The sequence below is a fragment of the Pseudomonas brassicacearum genome (genome assembly GCF_000585995.1).
In the GTDB taxonomy this organism is placed as follows: Bacteria; Pseudomonadota; Gammaproteobacteria; order Pseudomonadales; family Pseudomonadaceae; genus Aquipseudomonas; species Aquipseudomonas brassicacearum_A.
Map to the genome: position 1 here is coordinate 6,093,802 of NZ_CP007410.1, position 20,113 is coordinate 6,113,914.

Sequence of the window (20,113 nt, forward strand, 5' to 3'; positions counted from 1 at the left end):
TAGCATTTGCAAAACCTTTTTGAGGGCACCTGTACCTGAGACCCGTCAGTCAAATGAAACCCCTGTGGGAGCGAGCTTGCTCGCGAAGACGGCGTAACAGTCAACATTGATGTTGTCTGGCACACCGCTTTCGCGAGCAAGCTCGCTCCCACAGGTTTCGCGGCTTGACTGATGGAGCTCAGGCATCAGGGTCCTCTTGCATTTCGGATCGCTCATGAAAAGCAAAACCATCCGCCGCTGGTCCTTCGTCCACACCTGGACCAGCCTGATCTGCACGGTGTTCCTGCTGATGCTGGCGATCACCGGGCTGCCGTTGATTTTCCATCATGAAATCGAGCAACTGCTGGGCGACGCGCCCGAATTCCGGGAGATGCCCGCCGACACGCCACACCTGGATCTCCAGCAATTAGTGGAAAAGGCCAAGGCCCATCGTCCAGGCGAAGTGGTCCAGTATTTCGGCTGGGACGAAGACGAGCCCAACGGCATCTTCACCATCATGGCGCCGACACCGGACACCGAGCCCAATTCCTCCCATACCTTCATGCTTGATGCGCGTACCGGCGATGCCCTGGAAATGCCCTCGGCCAATGGCGGCTTCATGATGGTCATGCTGCGCCTGCACGTGGACATGTTCGCCGGGTTGCCGGGCAAGTTGCTGCTCGCCTTCATGGGCTTGTTGTTTGTGGTTGCCATTGTTTCCGGCGTGGTCCTGTACCTGCCGTTCATGCGGCGCTTGAAGTTCGGCACGGTGCGCCAGGACAAATCCACACGCCTGCGCTGGCTCGACCTGCACAACCTGATCGGCGTGGTGACGCTGGTCTGGGCACTGACCGTGGGCGTTACGGGCGTGATTGCCGCGTGCGCCGACCTGATCATCGCCGCCTGGCGCAACGACAGCCTCAGCGCCATGGTCGAACCCTATCGCAACACCCCGCCGCTGACGCAATTGGCACCGGCCACCCGTTTGCTCGACATCGCCAAGGACGTCGCGCCGGGCATGGAGCCGAGTTTCATCGCCTTCCCCGGCACGCTGTTTTCCAGCCAACACCACTACGGCGTGTTCATGAAAGGCAGCACCCACCTGACCTCCCATTTGCTGACGCCGGTATTGATCGATGCCAGCACCCTGGAAGTCACCGCCGTGGCCGAGCGGCCGTGGTACATGGACGTCATGAGCCTGTCCCTGCCGTTGCACTTCGGCGACTACGGTGGCCGGCCAATGCAGATCTTCTGGGCGACCCTCGACGTGCTGACCATCATCGTCCTTGGCAGCGGCGTCTACCTGTGGCTGGTGCGGCGCAAAGCGGCCAAGCGCGCAACCGTTGGCACGGAGGTCGCCTTGTGAAGCCTCGGCAGTCGAGTTTCTGGAAGGTGTTTGGTATTCCCCTGGTGATCGGTGCGCTGTGCGCGGCAGGGTTGTTCAGCGCATTGCTGGGTGACGGTCTGTGGGACGCCGTCAGTTGGCTGGGGTTGGGTATACCCTCCGTGTTGGCGGTGTGGGGATTGATCCCACGCCGCTGATTCATCCAGGCGTGCACTTGCCAGAGTGGGCGCCCCCTCTCTCTTCGTCCTACGACAACCGCGAGCGCGCTGGTTGTTTCAGACCGCCCAGCCTTTGACATATTTGTTGACAAATTAATTCTTGACCCTCTATAAGTGCGCACGTTGTACGACAACCTACAACAAGCATGCGACGCCAAATCCAAAAATAATTGATGGTGAAGTAATGAAAATCAAAGGCATCCGCTGGTGGATGGTCGGCCTGGTCACGGCCGGCCTGATGGTCAACTACCTGGCTCGCAACACCCTCTCGGTGGCCGCGCCCACCCTGATGAGCGAAATGAACATCTCCACCGAGCAGTACTCTCACATCGTCGTGGCCTGGCAGATTTGCTATGCCCTGATGCAACCAGTGGCCGGGTACATCATCGATGCCATCGGTACCAAGATGGGCTTCGCCATTTTCGCCTTCGCCTGGTCCATCGCCTGCGCCGCAGCGGCCATGGCTTCGGGCTGGCAGGGCCTGGCGTTTTTCCGCGGTTTGCTTGGCCTGACGGAAGCCGCGGGGCTGCCGGCTGCGGTAAAGACCTCAACCGAATGGTTCCCGGCCAAGGAACGCTCGGTGGCCATTGGCTGGTTCAACATCGGTTCATCAATCGGCGCCGTGCTGGCTCCGCCGCTGGTGGTCTGGGCGATCCTGAACAGTGGTTGGGAGCTGGCGTTCCTGATCGTTGGCGGCCTGGGCGTGGCCTGGACGTTTCTCTGGCTGATCTTTTACAAGCATCCACGCGACCAGAAGCTCCTGGGCGACACCGAGCGTGATTACATCCTCAGCGGCCAGGAAGCTCACTTTCAAGACCCGACGCCGAAGAAAGGCAGCTGGAAACGCATCATCGCCAGCCGCAACTTCTACGCCATCGCCAGCGCGCGGATCCTCTCCGAGCCGGCCTGGCAGACGTTCAACGCCTGGATCCCGCTGTACCTGATGACCGAGCGGCACATGAACATCAAGGAGATCGCGATGTTCGCCTGGCTGCCGTTCCTGGCCGCCGACCTGGGCTGCGTGCTGGGCGGCTACCTGAGCCCGTTCTTCCACAAGTACTGCAAGGTGTCGTTGTTCACCTCGCGCAAGATGGTCCTGCTGTTCGGCGCCTCGTGCATGATCGGCCCGGCTTGCATCGGCCTGGTCGCCAGTCCGTACACCGCGATCGCCCTGCTGTGCGTCGGCGGGTTTGCCCACCAGACCTTGTCCGGAGCGCTATACGCCATCACGTCCGACTCGTTCGGCAAGAATGAAGTCGCCACCGCCACCGGCATGGGCGGGATGTTCGGTTACCTGGGCGCCGCGGCCTTCACCCTGCTGTTTGGCGTGATGGTGACCAAGATCGGCTACAGCCCGCTGTTCGTGCTGCTGGCCATCTTCGATGTGGTCGCCGCGTTCATCGTCTGGACCGTCGCCCGGGAACTCAAGCAGCAACCGACTACATCGGCGCCAGAGCCGCAGGCTCTTCAACCGGCCACCTGATGCATCGCGCGACCGGGCGCCTTCGCCTCGGTCGCGCCTGCCTTGAACACGGATGAACGCGCTATGCTGCGCAACAAGTCCCATTGAATCGAGACGTTGCCATGTCCACCCCCAGCATGACGCTGTTCCACAACCCCGCTTCGCCCTTCGTTCGCAAGGTCCTGGTGCTGCTGCACGAAACCGGTCAGCAGGACCGCGTGGCGTTGCAGCTCAGCCAGCTCACGCCGGTCAAGCCGGATCGGGCACTCATCGATGACAATCCGCTGAGCAAAATCCCGGCCCTGCGCCTGGCCAACGGCAGCGTGATCCACGACAGCCGGGTCATTCTCGATTACCTCGACCACCAGCACGTCGGCAACCCGCTGATCCCCCGCGATGGCGCGGCTCGCTGGCGGCGCCTGACCCTGGCCTCCCTGGCCGACGGGATCATGGATGCGGCCGTGATGATCCGCTACGAGACTGCCCTGCGCCCAACGGAAAAGCACTGGGACGAATGGCTCGAGGCGCAACGGGACAAGATTCGCCGCGCCTTGGGCATGCTCGAGGCCGAGGCAATTGCCGAACTGGCTTGCCATTTCGACGTGGCCTCCATCAGCGTGGCCTGCGCCTTGGGCTACCTGGACCTGCGCCATCCGGACCTGGAATGGCGCAAGGCCCACACGCAACTGGCGGCGTGGTTCGCCGAGGTCAGTTTGCGGCCTTCAATGGTAGCGACCGTGCCCAAGGTTTAGTGCTGCACTGGCTGTACCGGCCCCATCGCGAGCAAGCTCGCTCCCACATTTGATCCGTTGCCCGGATAATCGAGGTCTCCTGTGGGAGCGAGCGCACTCCCACATTTGGCTTCGTTGCCTGGGTAAACGAGGTCTCCTGTGGGAGCGAGCTTGCTCGCGATAGGGCCACTGCGGTCCAGCGGAAACAACCCGGCAATCAGCGCCACCAGCATCGCCCCCTCCCGCTGATCCTCACGCAACCCCAACGACCGGCTCATTTCACCTCTCCCAGATCGAAGGCCATTGCAGCGGCCGGCTTCGACCCCACCCCATACCAGTCCAGCTTGCGGGTCAGCACCATGAACACGCCCAACAGGCCGAACAGCAACAGCGAGCCCATCAACAAGGCGTAGTCCTCTGCGCTCAACAAGCCGTAGAGCAAGCCGTACAACCCCGCCAGCCCCGCCGAAAACCCCAGGCCATGGCTCACGCTGCGCAGCACATGGCAGACATAAAAGCCGATCAGCAACACACAGGCACTGGCCGATACCAGGTACGCCAGGGCGAAGCCAATGTGCTCCGACAATGACAGCAGCAACAGGTAAAAGAACGCCAGCGCCACACCCACCAGCGCGTACTGGACCGGGTGCACCGCCAGGCTCTTGAGCACTTCGAAAAGGAAGAAACCGGCGAAGGTCAGGGCGATGAACAGCAGCGCATATTTGATCGCCCGGTCGCTCTTGAGGTACTGGTCCACCGGGTCGACGAAACTCACACCGAAGGCACGGCTGCGGAACGCTTCACAGCCATCGCTGGGCTCGCAGGCTTGCAGTGTTTCCAGGAGGTTGGTGGAGAAAAACGACGTCTGCCAGTCCGCACTGAAGCCCTGTTCATTGATGTCGCGTTTGATGGGCAGGAAATTGCCGATGAAGCTGGGGTGCGGCCAGTCGGCTGACAGATGCACTTTGGTGGACTTGCCCACCGGCAGAATCTGCAGCTCGCCCGTGCCTTGCAGGCGCAGGTCGAAACCGAAGGTCAGCTCAGGGCTGCCCTGGGCAGTGACCATCGGCAGCGGCACATGCACACCCTGCCCCAGCCAGCCGAGCCGCGAGCCAGGCAGGAAGTCGACGGTCTGCTGGTTGAGCGTCAGGGTCAGCGCGTTCTCAATGCCGCGGATGTCACTGATGCCCACGCTCAGGTACGGTTCGTCGAAGCGGTAATCGGCAAAGTCCTTGGTGGCGACACCGTAATGCTCAGGCACCTTGAAGCGGCCATCGATCCGGCTGTCGGCATGGAACAACCGCGCTTCGTAAATCCCCCGGGCACGGGTTTCGGTGCGGACCTGGCCATCGAGCTCGAATTCCTCTGGCAAGAAATACAACTCGCCACTTTGCTCGACGGTTTCCAAGAACCGCACACCGGTCTTCTCATTGGTATTCCAGACCTTCACGTTCTTGCGAAACGGCACCACGATCATCGGCCCGATGAGTTGCTGGCTGTGGCTGGAGCTGCGGGCGATGTCCTGCAACACCCCGTCGCGCAGCTCCTGGCGCTCGTCGATGAGGCCGTTGATCATCATCAGCGGGATCATCAGCAAGAGAATCAATAGGGCGATCATGCCCAGTTTTATGGCGAGGCTGCGGTTCATGTGGGGCTCTCCCTGTTCGAATGAGGGAGAGTCTGGGGTGGCTGTGTGCTCGGCTTATGGAGCGATTGTGGAGATTGTGTGGAGACTGCCCTCGTCGTGCTGGGCGCGAACGCCGGTATCCGCCACGTCCACGACCTGGAAAGCTTCGCGCAGGGAATCCTCCATCAGTTGCCAAGCCTCCTCGGCCGACTCGTCCGGCCCCAGGTGGGTGAACATATGGTCGCAACCTTCAAACATTCGCTGACGCACGGGCACGCCGGCCTGACGCAATTTCTCGGCGTAGGCCTCGCCCTCGCCGCGCAAGATATCGTACTGCGCAGTGATCACCGTGGCCGCCGGCATCCCCACCAGCGCATCGACCGGCGCCAGCAAGGGCGACGCCAACGGGTCGAGCGCCTGTACCGGATCGCTCAGGTAGCAGCGGGTGAAGAAGCGCATCAGGCCGACGCCGAGCAAGGGACGAGCAATGGTGGAAGTCTTCAGCGCCGGGTCCTGGGCCAGGTCCAGCGCCGCATAGTCGATCAATTGATGCACCACTTTCAGTGTTCGATGACCTCGCGCCAGACCTGCCACCACGGTGGCCAAATTGCCGCCGGCGCTATGGCCACCGACGGCGATCCGCTGGGGATCGATGCCCAACGCTTCGGCCTGGGCAGCCAACCACTCGAGCACGGCAAAACATTGCCGTGGCCCGGCGGGAAAGACCTGCTCTGGCGCCAGCGCATAGTCCAGGTTGACCACCAGGCAGTTCAGGTTGTGGGCCAGTCGACGGCAATAGCTATCGTCGTGCTCGGGTGTCCCGGCGACAAAACCACCTCCGTGGAAATTCAAATACACCGGCAGCGGCGTCGATGACTGGGAATGGGGCCAGTAGAACAACGCCCGCGCTGGCCCCCACGGAGTGGCAATGATTTGTTCGGCCACGGCGCGCAACGGAAACAGCGCGGCGTCATAGGTGAACTTCGCCTTCATTCGCTTGGCGAAGGCACGCAGCAACTTGGCCTGCCATTTTTGCCAGAGGGTGACCATGCTCATACTCCCGGTTGTGTAGCCACGAATAGGACCAACGGACCGAAAGTCATCGCGCCGTAAGGCAGGGCGTGCTGACAGGTCTAGTTATTGTTCGTCAGTGCTGAGCGAAAACTAAACCTAAAAATTGATTATGTAAATTAACCAATAACAAAATTAATCAAATTTCCCTCAAGGCAACCGCAGCACCACCTCCACCCCACCCTCGACATTGCCAATCCTGAATTCACCCCCGTGCAACTGCACCACTTCCTCCACAAAGTTGAGCCCCAGGCCGGTACTCTTGCGGCCGCTGTCCGGTCGCGGCAGGGAGTAGAAGCGCTCGCTCAGGCGCGGCAGGGCGTAGTCGGGAATCGGGTCGGCCTGATTGAACAAGCGGATCTCGACGTGGCTGCCGACGCGCTCGGCACTGATGCGCAGCAATCCATGGGCGGGGGTAAAGTCCAGGGCGTTTTCCAGCAGATTACCCAGGGCCTGGCGCAACAGAAATGCCTCGCCCGTTAGCGTCAGGTCGGCGGCAATGTGTTGCTCGACCTTTAGCTGACGACTTTCGATCCAGCCACCGCGCGCTTCCAGCAGCTCATCCAGCAAAGCCACCAACGGCACGGCGACCACGTCCTCCAACCCCTGTCGTTGTTCGACCTGGGCCAGGTTGAGCAAGCGTTCGATCAGTTGCTGCATGCGCACGCTTTCGCTGCCGATGTTGCTGACAAACCGCTGGTGCTGGGCCGCAGGCATATCACTTTGCAGCAGCTCGGCAGCTCCGCGGATCGCCGCCAGCGGGCTCTTGAGCTCGTGGGTCAGGGTGTGCACGTAACGCTCGACGTAGGCCTTGCCTTCGAGTTGGGTGCGCATGTGTTCCACCGCGCCCGCCAGTTGCTCGAACTCGCCGCCGCGATAATGCGGCACTTCCACCCGGCGTCCCTGGCTGACCGCCTGGGCGTAGGTCGTCAAACGGCGCAACGCTGCGCTGAGCCACCACGACAGCAAGGCCCCCAACAACAGGCCCAGGACGACCAACCCCGCGCCATACGCCAAGAGCCGCCGCTCCGTGCGGTCGATATAAGGCTGCAGCGAGCTGTTGGGCTTGGCGACAGTGACGACACCAATGATCCGGCCATGGTCGCGAATCGGAGCGCCGACGTGCATCACCGAAGACGTAGGATCATCCGCAACGCTGCGGGTCGAACGGGCGCCATAGTGACCGCGCAGGGTCAGGTAAACGTCGTTCCAGCGCGAATAATCCTGGCCCACCGCCACGCCACTGGAATCGAGCACCACGATGCCCTTGGCATCCGTGACGTAGATGCGATGGCTGACCTGGTTTTTCGGCAAGCCCCAGATCGTCGCCGCCGGTTGGCGCTCGCCATAGGCCTTGAGCAGCTGCGGCCAACGATTCTGGTTGAGGGTGCCGGCCTTGAAATCGTCCCGCAGGATCTCGGCCATCAGGTTGGCGGTGTCCACCAGGGTTTCTTCGGTGGACTGGCGCACGCCGGGGCGGATCTCTTCCATGACCGTGTTGAGCACGAAATACCCGGTCAAACCGATAAACAGTACATACACCAGGAAGATCCGGATCCCCAGTGACATCAGCTGTGCCCCGGGCTGTAGCTGTAGCCCAGGCCCCGGTGCGTCTGGATCGGTTCGGCCTCAGCCCGGACCAGGCGCAACTTGGCGCGCACACTCTTGATATGGCTGTCGATGCTGCGCTCATAGCCGGCATCACTGGCCACGCCCAGGGCGTCGAGCAATTGTTCGCGGCTGAAGACCCGCTCGGGTTGTTCCAGCAGACAATTCAGCAGGCGAAATTCGTGGCGCGTGAGGTTCAGCGGTTTACCGCGATAGTTGATCTGCACCCGGTCGCTGTCCACCTGGAACAACGCCGTGCCCACGTCCGCCGTCGGTCGCGGCGCCACGCGCTTGAGGATCGCCCGGACCCTGGCCGCCACCTCGCGGGGGCTGAAGGGTTTGACCACATAATCGTCGGCGCCGATTTCCAGCCCCACGACCCGATCGATCTCGCCATCCCGGGCTGTAAGAAAGATGACCGGAACGTCGCTGAAACGTCTGAGATTTTTACAAGTCTCGAATCCGCTGATATCCGGCAGGCCCACATCAAGGATGATCAGGTCGGCCGGGGTGTTTTTCTGGTGCTCGAGCGCCGCGGCGCCGAGGCTCAGCCATGTGGTGTCGAAACCCTCCCCTTGCAGGGCAAACACCAACGTATCGGCGATGGCGGCTTCGTCTTCGACAATCAGGATATGAGGCATGGCTTGCGAGCCCGGCAATAAAGTTGCCGGAACGGTGCCCCAAGGCTTGGGGCACGTCAATCAGGGAAATCAGCAGTCGGGTTTGTCCGCCGTAAAGCGACGGGCCGGGTTCACCGCCGCACCAAACTCGCGCAGGGCCTTGGCGCCGATCAGCAGCGGGTAATTGAAGCTGCTGCGGTCGGTCAGGTTGACCTCCACGGTGCGCTTGACGTTACCCAGGCACAGTTCCAGATCCACCACCGGGCGCTTGGTCGGCGCGATTTTTTCGTCGTCATCCTCATCCTCTTCGGAGCGGGTCTTGATCTTGCTGATGCGCGCGATCTTGTGCTCGTAGAGTTTATTGCTCGCACCTTTGGTCGCCAGGCGGAAGCGCACCCAGTCGTCGCCGTCGCGGGTGAACGTTTCGATGTCCTTCGCCGACAGCGAGGCAGTCAGGGCGCCAGTGTCCATCTTGGCCTTGAGCACTTCGCCACCGATTTCCGGCAGCGCGATGTATTCGTAGCGCCCGTACAGGGTCGGCTCGGCGGCCAGCACTGGAAGGGCCACCAGGGAAAGCAGGGCGAGAAAGGATTTCATGCAATAGGGCTTCCTGTGTGGGTGGGGGTTTAGACCGTGACGGGTGAATTCGTTCGGTTGGACAGGTACCTGTGGCGAGGGATCTTGCTCCCGCTCGACTGCGCAGCAGTCGCAAAATCGACTCGATCATGGCCACTATGGGGGGCCGCTTCGCAGCCCAGCGGGAGCAATCTCTGGCCACAAAAGCCAACCCAGCATACCCGCCAAAAGGTGAAACATTCGTCCACGCCGATTTGGCCTGCCGCCCGAAGCTGCTTATCATGGCCCGCCCACCCGTTTGCAAGAGTCATGTATGCGCCGCCTGCTCACCGGCTGTTTCGTCACGTTGCTGTTGTTACTCAACACCCTGGTGCTGTTTGGGCCGCTGATGGTGTTCGCCCTGCTCAAACTGATCCTGCCCGGGCGCTTTCGCGACTATGCCTCCTGGGCAGTGATGTGGATCGCCGAGACCTGGGCCGAAATCGACAAACTGATCTTTGCCCTGTGCATCCCCACCCGCTGGGACATTAGCGGTGGCGCGAACCTGCGTGGCGATACGTCTTACCTGGTGATCAGCAATCACCAATCCTGGGTAGACATCCCTGCCCTGGTCCAGACCCTCAACCGGCGCACGCCGTTCTTCAAATTCTTCCTAAAGAAAGAGCTGATCTGGGTGCCGTTCCTCGGCCTGGCCTGGTGGGCATTGGACTACCCCTTCATGAAGCGCTACACCAAGGCCTTCCTGGCCAAGAACCCGGAGCTGGCTGGCAAGGACTTGGAGATCACCCGCCAGGCCTGCGAACTGTTCAAGCGCCAACCGGTCACCGTGGTGAACTACCTCGAAGGTACGCGCTTCACCGCCGCCAAAAGCCAACAGCAACAGTCACCCTTCACCCACCTGCTCAAACCCAAGGCCGGTGGCGTAGCGTTCGTGCTGGCGGCGATGGGAGAACAACTGGACGCGGTACTGGACGTGACGGTGGTGTACCCGCAAGAGCGGATTCCCGGGTTCTGGGATTTGATCAGCGGCGCGGTGCCCCGGGTCATCATCGACATCCAGACCCGCGAGCTGGACCCGGCGCTGTGGCAGGGCGATTACGAAAACGACCCGCTGTTCCGCCAGCATGTCCAGGACTGGGTCAACCAGCTCTGGAGCGAAAAGGATCGGCGCATCGCGGCCTTGCGCAGCGAGCGTGGCTGATCAGATACCGGCGCCGGCACCCCAGATACCGCCCAGGTTTTGTAGCAGCGAACTGGCCACGCCTTGTTGGCCGAGGTATTGAAGGATCACTGGAGCAAACTGGCCAATCATGCCGCTGTCCATGCCCAGCGCACTGAAGGCATTGTTCAGGTCATGGGTGTCCTTGACGTTACCCAGCAGCCCGTCGAGCAAAGCATTTTTATCCGATCCACCACCGAGCAAGCCGCCAAGGCCATTGAGCCCGCCGATGGCGCTGTTACCGGCGATCTGATCGAGGCCCGGCACGCTTTTGCTCAGTTCAGAAAACTGCGGCTCGCTGAGCCGGTTTTTCGCCAGCCCCAACATTGCACCGGCACCGCCGATGGCCTGTTCCGGAGTGATCTTAAGCTCCGAGCCCAGGGTGTTGAGCAGCCCCGCGGCTTTCGGTGCAGCGGCCACAGCGCCCTCTCCCTGTTCAGCCTGATTGCCCTGCATTGCCGACACCACATTGGCCGCATCACTGAGGCTGAACTGCGCGAAGGCTGGGCTGGCTGCCAGCGTCAACAGGCAAGACAGGGCAAAACCGCGTGAAACCTTCATTCGAACATCCTCTGAACCCTGAAAAAACCGCCCGTGAGGGGCGGCGCAAAATCGAGCGTTGGACTGGGTTGGGCAAGGATTGTTCCTCCTCCGCGATTTACATCCGAATATGCCTGAATCCATTAAATCCTTCGGTCACTTCCACTTTTCATGAAGTTTTGAGTTTGTTATCGCCAAACGCTTGCAGATCAATCGTACGTAATTCCAATTCAAGATAAACAACTGTCAGTCTTGACAGTAGTTCTCGCCACACATAGCCGCAAACATGTCGCCGACACAAAAAGTGGAGGCTGACACATGCGAAACATACTGACTGTCGGCGGCGCTGGAATGCTCTTGCTAATCATCGGCCATGTCCATGCCGGTGAGATAACCTGTCCTGCCGTCACGCAAATCCATAGGGACACTGGATCGATAGAGGTTCAGGATGATCACGAATGGGAGAGCCACAGCGTCGTGGGAGTGGCCAACCCTGCCCTGTTGCAATTCAACGGTGCCGAGTTCGCGATCCATGAATCGGACGCAGATAACCAGGCCCCGACGAGGGCAACCATTACTTGCAAGTACGGTGCGATCAACCTGACGCTGGAATATCTTCAAGTCCAAGAGCCGACCCTGCTGCCATGGACGGATAATCGTTGTGAAAGCCCGGACATAAAAACGTGCAAGCTGATCAATGCTGATGACTTCCACGGTAGCTTTTGACGGTGAATCACAACGAATTAATTGTCCCAGCGCTGCGCCTCTAAAACACCCTGCCATTGGTTGCACGGTTACCGTACAGTGCCGCTTCCTCCTGCAGAGTTTGCCTATGAATGTAAAAATTGGCGGAGCGACCCTCGCGGTCATCCTGGCGGGCATGCTCATTGCCTTCGGCGTCACCGAATGCCAGCGGGGCCCGCTGAATCCGGAACTTGCCGACGACATCAGCGAAGCGCAAAAGACCTGGCTGACCATCGAACACCGCATCAAGCGCTCCGATCCGGCCCTGACCGAGGTGAGCCGCGATCGGCAGGCGCTGACCGTGCTCTACCGTCCAGGTGCTTGCGCGGATGACTGCGAGCCCTGGGTCCCGCACATGCTGCGCGTGGTCGGCCACGGCCTGGCGGCGCTCAATGGCGCGCCAGGAGGCAAGCAATACACGCAAGTGACGGTCAAGGCACGAGTGCTCGCCGACGATGACGTGGAGCTGGTCTACGACATGCAGGGCTTCGACGCCATCAAGACGCAACAGGGTGGCTACGTCACCTTTGCCAGCATGCCCCGCAATCTGAATTTCAGCGGCGCTGCATTGGCCCAGGCGCAAGACTATTGCCAAGGCCCTAGCGCGCGGGGTTTCTACCCTGAATTCTGCGACCGGGTCGGGGCCGCAACTGCACGTCAATAACCGTGGCGAGGGAGCTTGCTCCCGCTCGAGTGCGAAGCGCTCGCCGCTGGTATCTGAAACGCAGGGGGCTGCTGTCCCTTTGTGGCGAGGGGATTTATCCCCGCTGGGCTGCGAGCAGCCCTAAAGCCGCGAACTCAATCCTCCTGACACACCGAGTTGCCTGGTTTGGGGGCTGCTTCGCAGCCCAGCGGGAGCAATCTCTGGCCACAGTGGACGCGGTGTTCCTGCCTGAATACTCACGACCAAAAATCCCACAACTACTTGGGAAATCCCCCGCAACTTCGAACCTTGCACCGCTCTACAGACGAAAACCTATAGTTCGTCTCGGTCGTCCAGTGGGCGACCCGGGTTTGGCGACTCGGAAAACCACGGTCAGAACTCCTATTTTTTATCAATGAGGCTCTAGCCATGAACCCATACATCCCCATCACCGGCGTCGACTGCACCCCTGCCACCCTGTTCATCGATACCCAAGCCCCCCTCGACTTCGCCCTGCTCCTGGCGATTCCGTTGCGCGATGGCTGCGATGTACTGGACGTGATCGGCCGCCGCTTACAGGTGCAAGCCATGGCATGACCGCCACGTGACCGTCATCTGAATATCACCTGTAATCGGTTATTCCCTCTCGGTATTGCCTACTGTCAACTCTGACAGTAGGCAGCGATTTGCCCCGATCCTAAGCTCCCGTTGTGTCAACGAAAACAAGGCCATGGGCAACCACGCCTTTATCCATTCGGGCAAGCAGGACAATAAAAATGAACGACCGAATCAAGGGAACCGTTAAATGGTTTAACGATGCAAAGGGCTATGGCTTCATTACGTGCGGCAAAGGCGGCGAGGAATTGTTCGTTCACTACTCGGCGATATCCGGGGAAGGTTATAAAACCTTGAAAGAGAGACAAACCGTCTCCTTTGAAATCGAGCAGGGAGCCAAAGGCATGCAGGCCACGAGAGTGACGCCGGAAAAAAGACTGCACCATTCAGGGAACTGCGAAGATTAACTCCTGAGCGACAGCAGTGCCAGAACGGTGCTGTCTAAACCGACGAATAAAAAGGGCGACATCACTGTCGCCCTTTTTCCGTCTTGCCTTTACCGCTTACGCCGCACTAAACAACTTATGCGGATCAATCACAAACTTCTTCGGCACGCCCGCATCGAACTCGCCATAGCCTTTCGGCGCGTCGTCCAGGCTGATCACCTGTACGCCGACGATTTCCGCGATGTTGATGCGGTCCCACATGATCGCCTGCATCAGCTGGCGGTTGTACTTCATCACCGGGGTCTGGCCGGTGTGGAAGCTGTGGGATTTAGCCCAGCCAAGGCCGAAGCGGATGCTCAGGCTGCCCATTTTCGCCGCGGCATCGACTGCGCCCGGGTCTTCGGTGACGTAGAGGCCGGGGATGCCGATCTTGCCGGCGACACGGACCACGCCCATCAACGAGTTGAGTACGGTGGCCGGGGCTTCGTGCTTGACGCCGTCATGGCCATGACCACGGGCTTCGAAGCCGACGCAGTCAACGGCGCAATCCACTTCTGGCTCGCCCAGCAGTGCAGCGATTTGCTCGTGCAGCGGGGTGTCGGTGGACAGGTCGACAACTTCGAAACCTTGAGCCTTGGCATGGGCCAGGCGGACTGAGTTGACGTCACCGATGATCACTACCGCAGCGCCCAACAGGCGTGCGGAAGCGGCAGCCGCCAGGCCAACCGGACCGGCGCCGGCGATGTAGACGGTGCTGCCAGGCCCCACGCCCGCGGTAACGGCGCCGTGGTAGCCGGTCGGCAGGATGTCGGACAGGCAAGTCAGGTCGCGGATTTTCTCCATGGCCTTGTCGCGGTCCGGCAGTTTCAGCAGGTTGAAGTCGGCGTACGGCACCAGCACGTATTCGGCCTGGCCACCGGTCCAGTCGCCCATGTCCACGTAACCGTAGGCACCGCCGGCACGGGCCGGGTTGACGGTCAGGCAGACGCCTGTGTGTTGCTCTTTGCAGGAACGGCAGCGCCCGCAAGCCACGTTGAACGGCACCGACACCAGATCACCGATTTTCAGGTTCTCGACATCGCTGCCCTTTTCAATCACTTCACCAGTGATTTCATGACCCAGGACCAGACCGGTCTGAGCCGTGGTACGGCCGCGCACCATGTGCTGGTCAGAGCCGCAGATGTTGGTGGAGACCACGCGCAGGATGACACCATGCTCAATCTTCCTGCCGCGCGGGTCCTGCATTTTTGGATAGTCGATTTTCTGTACTTCGACCTTACCGTTGCCGAGATACACGACACCACGATTACCAGACATGCTTTCACCTCGCTGTTGTTTTTATGGAACTGCGTTGCCCAGGCAGGCAGCGCGTTGATTGCTCGGGTAGTGCTTGTGTCTTGTTTCTTTGTTGGTTGTAAGGGCCTCTTCGCGGGCAAGCCCGCTCCCACATTGTGTTTTGGTGGACTTGGCATCTTCTTACCGACACAAATCCTGTGGGAGCGGGCTTGCTCGCGAATGGCTGCGAAGCGGCCCCAAAAATCTAAAGAACGACCGTGCGATTGGCGTTCAAGAACACCCTTCTTTCAATGTGATACCCCACCGCCCGGGCCAAGGTGAGCCCTTCGATATCCCGGCCCTTGGCGATCAGGTCTTCGGGATAGTGGCTGTGGTCCACCACTTCCACGCCTTGGGCGATGATCGGGCCTTCGTCCAAGTCGTTGTTGATGTAGTGCGCCGTGGCGCCGACCAGTTTCACGCCCTTGTTGTAGGCCTGGTGATACGGCTTGGCGCCCTTGAAACCCGGCAGCAGGGAGTGGTGGATGTTGATCGCCTTGCCGTCGAGCTTGCGGCACAACTCCGGCGACAACACTTGCATGTAGCGGGCGAGAATCACCAACTCGGCGCCGGTGTCTTCGATCACCTGCCACACCTGCCGCTCCTGGGAGGGCTTGTCGTTCGGGTCCAGGGGGAAATGGTAGTAGGGAATCTGGTGCCAGTCGGCCAACGGCTTGAGGTCCGGGTGGTTGGACACCACGGCCACCACGTCCATGGACAATTGGCCGATGCGTTGACGATAGAGCAGGTCGTTGAGGCAGTGATCAGCCTTGGACACCATGATCACGACTTTGGGCCGGTAGTTGGGCGCGGTCAGTTCGAAGACCATGCCAAAGGCTTCGGCACGTTCGGCCAGGCCGCTGCGAAAGTTTTGCTCGTCAAAGCCATCCGGCTGGCGGAATTCCACGCGAATGAAGAAACGCCCCGAGAGCCGGTCGTCGAAGGAATGGTGCTCGGTGACGTAGCAGCCCTGCTCGAACAGAAAGCGGGTCACCGCATCCACCGTACCGAGCACACTGGGGCAGTCGGCGGTGAGAATCCATGTGTCTGGGGCGCGACTCATTGCGGTGACTCCTGTTCAAATTAACTGGGCGACAAACAACCCTGTGGCGAGGGAGCTTGCTCCCGCTCGGTTGCGTAGCAACCGCCAAAAGCGAGGGCCGCTTCGCAGCCCAGCGGGAGCAAGCTCCCTCGCCACAAAAGCAGTCCAAGGCCATCAATCAGGCCTGCACGCTCAACCCATACTCAGCCGCGGCATCCTGCAACCATAGCCACCAGTAATCGGAGAAGCTGCGGCGGATCACCAGTTCCCAGGTGTCTTCGGCGGTGTGGCGGATCACCAGTTGCGACTTGGCAAACACAGTGCCCACGGCCTTGCCCACCGGGAAGTTGCTGGGATGTACATCGTAGCTGGTGGATTTCATCAGCACGTCGCGCACGTTCGGGCCGGACAGCTCAAGGATCTGCTGGCCGCCGCTGACGTTGACGATCTGGATATGCAGGTCACCCAAGGCTTCGCGCAATTTTTTCTCGGCGGCAAACTCTTCACCGCTTGGCACCACCAGCAGCCACTCGTCCGGGCCGAGCCATTGCAGGCTGGTTTCACCCTTGACGATGACGGCCAGGGCGCCCGGCAATTCCAGGCCCAGGGCCTTGTGCACGCCGGCGGCGAACGCCGGGTCGTGGCCATCGCCACGAATGGTCAGATGGCCCAGGAGTTTTTTCTCGCGCACGGTCACACCGGCGTTCTTGCGGCCCTTGCCTACCAGGCTGGCGAGGTCGGCATGGTGCAGCGACGACTCGGCCTTGGCCCCGGTGGTTGGGCGTTGTTGGTACACGTTGACTGCGGTCATGTGGAGCACCTGTCTGAATGCTGTTGAGTCAAACTCTTGTGGTGGCTGTGAGGCCGTCATCGCGAGCAAGCTCGCTCCCACAATGGATTGATGCCTGGCTCAAATTTCATTGGCGACTTCGATCCTGTGGGAGCGAGCTTGCTCGCGATGGGAGCGACTCGGTATCGCCCCCTCCCACAGCACCTCAAGCCACTAAATATTCTGCCGATCCCCCTTCGGATCGAAGAACACCGAAGAAACAATCTCTGCCTCGATCACGCTGCCATCGGCCAATGGCGCGAACACTCGCTCGCCCATCCGCTTGAGGCCGCCCTTGACCACACCCATGGCAAATGAATAACCCAGGGAGTTGTGGGCATAGCTGGAGGTCACGTGGCCGACCATGGTCATCGGGATCGCCTGCTTGGTGTTGAACACCAGTTGCGCGCCTTCCGGCAGCCAGACATTCGGGTCGATCGGCTTGAGGCCCACCAGTTGCTTGCGGTCCTCACGCACACAGTCTTCGCGATTCATGCCACGCCAGCCGATCCACGAGAAAGGTTTGGTGCGGCCTACGCACCAGCCCATGTTCAAGTCGTCCGGGGTCATCGAGCTGTCGGTGTCCTGGCCGACGATGATGAAGCCCTTCTCGGCCCGCAGTACGTGCATGGTCTCGGTGCCGTACGGGGTCAGGTTGTATTTCTTACCCGCCTCGACGATCTGCTCGAGCACGCCCATGGCGTAGTCGGCCTGTACGTTGATTTCGTACGACAGCTCACCGGTGAACGAGATCCGGAACACCCGCGCCGGCACGCCGCCCACCAGGCCTTCCTTCCAGGTCATGAACGGGAAAGCGTCCTTGTCCAGGTCGATGTCGGTGACGTCGCTCAGCAGCTTGCGGCTGTTGGGGCCCGACAGGGTCATGGTCGCCCAGTGGTCGGTGACCGAGGTGAAGTACACCTTCAGGTCCGGCCATTCGGTCTGGTGATAGATCTCCAGCCATTGCAGCACGCGCGCCGCGCCGCCAGTGGTGGTGGTCATCAGGAAGTGGTTGTCCGCCAGACAGGCCGTTACGCCGTCGTCGAAGACCATGCCGTCTTCCTTGCACATCAGGCCGTAGCGGGCCTTGCCCACGTCGAGCTTGGTCCAGGCGTTGGTGTAGACGCGGTTGAGGAACTCGCGGGCATCCGGGCCCTGGATGTCGATCTTGCCCAGGGTCGAGGCGTCCAGCAGGCCGACGCTGTCGCGCACGGCCTTGCATTCGCGCTTGACCGCAGCGTGCAGGTCTTCGCCATTCTTTGGGAAGTACCATGGGCGCTTCCATTGGCCGACGTCTTCGAATTCAGCACCGTTTTTTACATGCCAGGCATGCAGCGCGGTGAAGCGCACCGGTTCGAAGATGTGCCCACAGTGCCGGCCGGCTACGGCGCCGAAAGTCACTGGCGTGTAGTTCGGGCGGAACATGGTGGTGCCCATCTGCGGGATGCTCACGTTCAGCGAGCGGGCCGCGATGGCCAGGCCGTTGACGTTGCCCAGCTTGCCCTGGTCGGTGCCGAAGCCCAGTGCGGTGTAGCGCTTGACGTGCTCCACCGACTCGAAGCCTTCGCGGGTGGCGAGTTCGATGGCGGCGGCGGTGACGTCATTCTGCAGGTCGACGAATTGCTTCGGCGCCCGTGCGGTGGATTTTTCGTGCGGCACCTGGAACAGCGCCAGGGTCGGTTCTTCATGACGGCTCAGGGCTTTGGGCAACACGCCCTCCACCGCTTTGAAGCCGGCTTCACTGGCCGCGCGCACGCCGCCCTCGAAGCCATCGGCCAAGGTATCGCCGAGGCTGTAGACGCCATTCACGCCGCCCACGCACACACGTTTCTGCGGTGCCTCGCCCGGTACGAAACCGAGGATGTCTTCACGCCAGATCGGCTTGCCGCCCAAGTGCGAAGCCAGGTGAACCACCGGGCTGTAGCCGCCGGAAGTGGCCACCAGGTCGCAGTCCAGCCATTCGCCAGGGCTGGTGACTTTATGGGCACGGACGTCGATCGCGGCAACACGTGCCCCGGTGACGCGCTTGCTGCCACGGGCCTCGACCACGGCGCTGCCGGTGAGGATGCGAATGCCTTTGGCACGCGCCTCTTCTACCAGCGCACCACGAGGGTTGGTGCGGGCGTCGGCGATAGCCACCACTTGCAGGCTGGCGTCGATCCAGTCCAGGGCTACGCGATAGGCGTGGTCGTTGTTGGTGCTCAACACCAGTTTCTTGCCCGGTGCCACGCCGTAGCGGCGCACGTAGGTGGACACCGCGCCGGCCAGCATGTTGCCCGGCACGTCGTTGTTGCCGTAGACCAGTGGCCGTTCGCAGGCACCGGTCGCCAGCACCACGCGCTTGGCGCGGACACGGTTGATGCGCTGGCGGACCTGGCCAATCGGCGCACGGTCACCGAGGTGGTCGGTGAGGCGCTCGTGAATGGTCAGGAAGTTATGGTCGTGGTAACCGTTCACCGTGGCGCGAGGCAGCAGCACCACGTCGGGCATCGACTTGAGTTCAGCGACAACAGAGGCTACCCATTCGGTTGCTGGCTTGCCGTCCAGGCTCTCGCGGGAGTCGAGCAGGCTGCCGCCGAACTCTTCCTGCTCATCAGCCAAAATCACCCGTGCACCGCTGCGGGCTGCGGCCAATGCGGCGGCCAGGCCGGCAGGGCCGGCGCCGACAATCAGCACGTCGCAGTGACGGTTCATGTAGTCGTAGGTGTCCGGATCGTTCTCGGTCGGCGAGCGACCTAACCCTGCGGCCTTACGGATGTACTTCTCGTAAGTCATCCAGAACGATTGCGGGTACATGAAGGTTTTGTAGTAGAAACCCGGCGGCATCAGCTTGCCGCCGACCTTGCCGAGAATGCCCATCATGTCGTTGTTCACGTTCGGCCAGCCGTTGGTGCTGGTGGCGACCAAACCTTGATACAGCGCCTGTTGCGTGGCGCGCACGTTAGGGATCTGCGTGGCTTCGGTAGCACCGATCTGCAGCACCGCGTTCGGCTCTTCGGCGCCGGCGGCGAAGATGCCGCGCGGGCGGGAATACTTGAAGCTGCGACCAATGATGTCGACGCCGTTGGCCAGCAATGCCGCGGCCAGGGAATCGCCCTCAAAGCCTTTGTAGGTCTGGCCGTTGAAGGTAAAGCTCAGCACTTTGTTGCGGTCGATCCGTCCGCCGTTGGACAGGCGATTGATCTGGCTCATACCTTCTCTCCCAGAGCCTGTGCAGCCGCTTTCGGACTGTCAGCCTTGTCGGTGAACTGCGGCTTTTGGCCGATCTTGTAGGTTTCGAGAATCTCGTAGGTCACGGTGTCACGGGTCGCGTTGAAGTACTGACGGCAACCGGCGACGTGGTCCCACAATTCATGGTGCAACCCGCGTGGGTTGTCACGGAAGAACATGTAGTCGCCCCACTCCGCGTCGGTGCAGGCGTTCGGATCCAGCGGACGCGGGATGTGCGCCTGGCCGGATGCATGGAATTCCTCTTCGGAGCGCAGTTCGCCGCAGTGAGGACAGAAGATGTGCAACATAGGGA

The 20,113-nt window shown here is 61.0% G+C and carries 21 protein-coding genes; 9 read left to right on the forward strand and 12 right to left on the reverse strand.

Features of this window, described 5'->3' with window-relative positions; translation table 11 throughout:
* Positions 1 to 214 precede the first annotated feature (214 nt).
* The 4 genes from CD58_RS26245 to CD58_RS26260 all read left to right on the forward strand — a co-directional run bounded on the left by CD58_RS26245 (position 215) and on the right by CD58_RS26260 (position 3,756).
* Complete coding sequence (locus CD58_RS26245) at positions 215 to 1,345, forward strand: PepSY-associated TM helix domain-containing protein (protein WP_025215845.1); 1,131 nt, start codon at positions 215 to 217, stop codon at positions 1,343 to 1,345.
* Complete coding sequence (locus CD58_RS26250) at positions 1,342 to 1,521, forward strand: hypothetical protein (RefSeq protein WP_025215846.1); 180 nt, start codon at positions 1,342 to 1,344, stop codon at positions 1,519 to 1,521. Before CD58_RS26245 ends, CD58_RS26250 begins: the two co-directional genes overlap by 4 nt.
* Before the next feature lie 205 nt (positions 1,522 to 1,726).
* Complete coding sequence (locus CD58_RS26255) at positions 1,727 to 3,025, forward strand: MFS transporter (protein ID WP_025215847.1); 1,299 nt, start codon at positions 1,727 to 1,729, stop codon at positions 3,023 to 3,025.
* Between the two features lie 101 nt (positions 3,026 to 3,126).
* Positions 3,127 to 3,756, forward strand: a complete 630-nt coding sequence (locus CD58_RS26260) for a glutathione S-transferase N-terminal domain-containing protein (RefSeq protein ID WP_025215848.1) — start codon at positions 3,127 to 3,129, stop codon at positions 3,754 to 3,756.
* Here the strand turns inward: CD58_RS26260 and CD58_RS31170 are convergent.
* The 6 genes from CD58_RS31170 to CD58_RS26290 form a co-directional block, all read right to left on the reverse strand.
* On the reverse strand, positions 3,753 to 4,013 hold the full coding sequence (locus tag CD58_RS31170) for a hypothetical protein (RefSeq protein WP_025215849.1): 261 nt from the start codon (positions 4,011 to 4,013) through the stop codon (positions 3,753 to 3,755). The genes CD58_RS26260 and CD58_RS31170 overlap by 4 nt on opposite strands.
* Positions 4,010 to 5,383, reverse strand: a complete 1,374-nt coding sequence (gene creD, locus CD58_RS26270) for a cell envelope integrity protein CreD (protein WP_025215850.1) — start codon at positions 5,381 to 5,383, stop codon at positions 4,010 to 4,012. Before creD ends, CD58_RS31170 begins: the two co-directional genes overlap by 4 nt.
* A gap of 54 nt (positions 5,384 to 5,437) precedes the next feature.
* Positions 5,438 to 6,412, reverse strand: coding sequence for an alpha/beta hydrolase (locus CD58_RS26275; protein ID WP_025215851.1), 975 nt, complete (start codon positions 6,410 to 6,412; stop codon positions 5,438 to 5,440).
* A gap of 171 nt (positions 6,413 to 6,583) precedes the next feature.
* The gene (gene creC / locus CD58_RS26280; protein ID WP_025215852.1) at positions 6,584 to 8,002 is read right to left on the reverse strand and encodes a two-component system sensor histidine kinase CreC; all 1,419 of its coding nucleotides are present in this window, start codon (positions 8,000 to 8,002) and stop codon (positions 6,584 to 6,586) included.
* The gene (gene creB / locus CD58_RS26285) at positions 8,002 to 8,682 is read right to left on the reverse strand and encodes a two-component system response regulator CreB (protein ID WP_025215853.1); all 681 of its coding nucleotides are present in this window, start codon (positions 8,680 to 8,682) and stop codon (positions 8,002 to 8,004) included. The genes creC and creB overlap by 1 nt, the downstream gene beginning before the upstream one ends.
* A 69-nt stretch (positions 8,683 to 8,751) precedes the next feature.
* On the reverse strand, positions 8,752 to 9,258 hold the full coding sequence (locus tag CD58_RS26290; RefSeq protein ID WP_025215854.1) for an ATP-dependent zinc protease: 507 nt from the start codon (positions 9,256 to 9,258) through the stop codon (positions 8,752 to 8,754).
* 292 nt (positions 9,259 to 9,550) lie between these two features.
* Between CD58_RS26290 and CD58_RS26295 the strand changes: the two genes are divergently transcribed.
* Positions 9,551 to 10,438, forward strand: a complete 888-nt coding sequence (locus CD58_RS26295) for an acyltransferase (protein WP_025215855.1) — start codon at positions 9,551 to 9,553, stop codon at positions 10,436 to 10,438.
* On the opposite strand, the gene CD58_RS26300 is transcribed toward CD58_RS26295, so the two are convergent.
* Positions 10,439 to 11,017, reverse strand: coding sequence for a DUF2780 domain-containing protein (locus CD58_RS26300; protein ID WP_025215856.1), 579 nt, complete (start codon positions 11,015 to 11,017; stop codon positions 10,439 to 10,441). It abuts the gene before it with no gap.
* A 297-nt stretch (positions 11,018 to 11,314) separates the two neighbouring features.
* Here CD58_RS26300 and CD58_RS26305 point away from each other — a divergent pair, with 297 nt between their 5' ends.
* The 4 genes from CD58_RS26305 to CD58_RS26315 all read left to right on the forward strand — a co-directional run bounded on the left by CD58_RS26305 (position 11,315) and on the right by CD58_RS26315 (position 13,405).
* Positions 11,315 to 11,722 (forward strand): hypothetical protein, encoded by a 408-nt coding sequence (locus tag CD58_RS26305; RefSeq protein ID WP_025215857.1) that lies wholly within the window; start codon positions 11,315 to 11,317, stop codon positions 11,720 to 11,722.
* 106 nt (positions 11,723 to 11,828) lie between these two features.
* Entirely contained in the window at positions 11,829 to 12,404 is a 576-nt protein-coding gene (locus tag CD58_RS26310; protein ID WP_025215858.1) for a hypothetical protein, read from the forward strand.
* Between the two features lie 408 nt (positions 12,405 to 12,812).
* Positions 12,813 to 12,980, forward strand: coding sequence for a hypothetical protein (locus CD58_RS31310; protein WP_200868896.1), 168 nt, complete (start codon positions 12,813 to 12,815; stop codon positions 12,978 to 12,980).
* Between the two features lie 179 nt (positions 12,981 to 13,159).
* Positions 13,160 to 13,405 (forward strand): cold-shock protein, encoded by a 246-nt coding sequence (locus CD58_RS26315; RefSeq protein ID WP_025215859.1) that lies wholly within the window; start codon positions 13,160 to 13,162, stop codon positions 13,403 to 13,405.
* Between the two features lie 96 nt (positions 13,406 to 13,501).
* On the opposite strand, the gene fdhA is transcribed toward CD58_RS26315, so the two are convergent.
* The 5 genes from fdhA to CD58_RS26340 form a co-directional block, all read right to left on the reverse strand.
* Positions 13,502 to 14,701: a formaldehyde dehydrogenase, glutathione-independent gene (gene fdhA, locus CD58_RS26320; RefSeq protein ID WP_025215860.1), complete on the reverse strand. Its 1,200-nt coding sequence runs from the start codon at positions 14,699 to 14,701 to the stop codon at positions 13,502 to 13,504.
* Between the two features lie 223 nt (positions 14,702 to 14,924).
* On the reverse strand, positions 14,925 to 15,782 hold the full coding sequence (purU, locus tag CD58_RS26325) for a formyltetrahydrofolate deformylase (protein WP_025215861.1): 858 nt from the start codon (positions 15,780 to 15,782) through the stop codon (positions 14,925 to 14,927).
* 157 nt (positions 15,783 to 15,939) lie between these two features.
* Positions 15,940 to 16,572, reverse strand: coding sequence for a sarcosine oxidase subunit gamma (locus CD58_RS26330; protein ID WP_025215862.1), 633 nt, complete (start codon positions 16,570 to 16,572; stop codon positions 15,940 to 15,942).
* 192 nt (positions 16,573 to 16,764) lie between these two features.
* A complete protein-coding gene (locus CD58_RS26335; protein ID WP_025215863.1) occupies positions 16,765 to 19,782 on the reverse strand; it encodes a sarcosine oxidase subunit alpha in 3,018 nt (1,005 codons plus the stop codon).
* Positions 19,779 to 20,108 carry a sarcosine oxidase subunit delta gene (locus tag CD58_RS26340; protein ID WP_003177604.1) on the reverse strand — a complete coding sequence of 110 codons (330 nt, stop codon included), beginning with the start codon at positions 20,106 to 20,108 and terminating at the stop codon, positions 19,779 to 19,781. The genes CD58_RS26335 and CD58_RS26340 overlap by 4 nt, the downstream gene beginning before the upstream one ends.
* Positions 20,109 to 20,113 lie beyond the last annotated feature (5 nt).

Excerpts from the sequence above, each read along its gene's own strand:
- CD58_RS31310 (WP_200868896.1), top strand. The coding sequence starts at position 12,813 with ATGAACCCATACATCCCCATCACCGGCGTCGACTGCACCCCTGCCACC.
- CD58_RS26330 (WP_025215862.1), bottom strand. The coding sequence starts at position 16,572 with ATGACCGCAGTCAACGTGTACCAACAACGCCCAACCACCGGGGCCAAG.
- CD58_RS26335 (WP_025215863.1), bottom strand. The coding sequence starts at position 19,782 with ATGAGCCAGATCAATCGCCTGTCCAACGGCGGACGGATCGACCGCAAC.
- CD58_RS26295 (WP_025215855.1), top strand. The coding sequence starts at position 9,551 with ATGCGCCGCCTGCTCACCGGCTGTTTCGTCACGTTGCTGTTGTTACTC.
- CD58_RS26300 (WP_025215856.1), bottom strand. The coding sequence starts at position 11,017 with ATGAAGGTTTCACGCGGTTTTGCCCTGTCTTGCCTGTTGACGCTGGCA.
- CD58_RS26315 (WP_025215859.1), top strand. The coding sequence starts at position 13,160 with ATGAACGACCGAATCAAGGGAACCGTTAAATGGTTTAACGATGCAAAG.
- creC (WP_025215852.1), bottom strand. The coding sequence starts at position 8,002 with ATGTCACTGGGGATCCGGATCTTCCTGGTGTATGTACTGTTTATCGGT.
- CD58_RS26255 (WP_025215847.1), top strand. The coding sequence starts at position 1,727 with ATGAAAATCAAAGGCATCCGCTGGTGGATGGTCGGCCTGGTCACGGCC.
- CD58_RS31170 (WP_025215849.1), bottom strand. The coding sequence starts at position 4,013 with ATGAGCCGGTCGTTGGGGTTGCGTGAGGATCAGCGGGAGGGGGCGATG.
- fdhA (WP_025215860.1), bottom strand. The coding sequence starts at position 14,701 with ATGTCTGGTAATCGTGGTGTCGTGTATCTCGGCAACGGTAAGGTCGAA.
- CD58_RS26260 (WP_025215848.1), top strand. The coding sequence starts at position 3,127 with ATGTCCACCCCCAGCATGACGCTGTTCCACAACCCCGCTTCGCCCTTC.
- CD58_RS26245 (WP_025215845.1), top strand. The coding sequence starts at position 215 with ATGAAAAGCAAAACCATCCGCCGCTGGTCCTTCGTCCACACCTGGACC.
- CD58_RS26275 (WP_025215851.1), bottom strand. The coding sequence starts at position 6,412 with ATGGTCACCCTCTGGCAAAAATGGCAGGCCAAGTTGCTGCGTGCCTTC.
- purU (WP_025215861.1), bottom strand. The coding sequence starts at position 15,782 with ATGAGTCGCGCCCCAGACACATGGATTCTCACCGCCGACTGCCCCAGT.
- CD58_RS26290 (WP_025215854.1), bottom strand. The coding sequence starts at position 9,258 with ATGAAATCCTTTCTCGCCCTGCTTTCCCTGGTGGCCCTTCCAGTGCTG.
- CD58_RS26310 (WP_025215858.1), top strand. The coding sequence starts at position 11,829 with ATGAATGTAAAAATTGGCGGAGCGACCCTCGCGGTCATCCTGGCGGGC.
- creB (WP_025215853.1), bottom strand. The coding sequence starts at position 8,682 with ATGCCTCATATCCTGATTGTCGAAGACGAAGCCGCCATCGCCGATACG.
- CD58_RS26305 (WP_025215857.1), top strand. The coding sequence starts at position 11,315 with ATGCGAAACATACTGACTGTCGGCGGCGCTGGAATGCTCTTGCTAATC.
- CD58_RS26340 (WP_003177604.1), bottom strand. The coding sequence starts at position 20,108 with ATGTTGCACATCTTCTGTCCTCACTGCGGCGAACTGCGCTCCGAAGAG.
- creD (WP_025215850.1), bottom strand. The coding sequence starts at position 5,383 with ATGAACCGCAGCCTCGCCATAAAACTGGGCATGATCGCCCTATTGATT.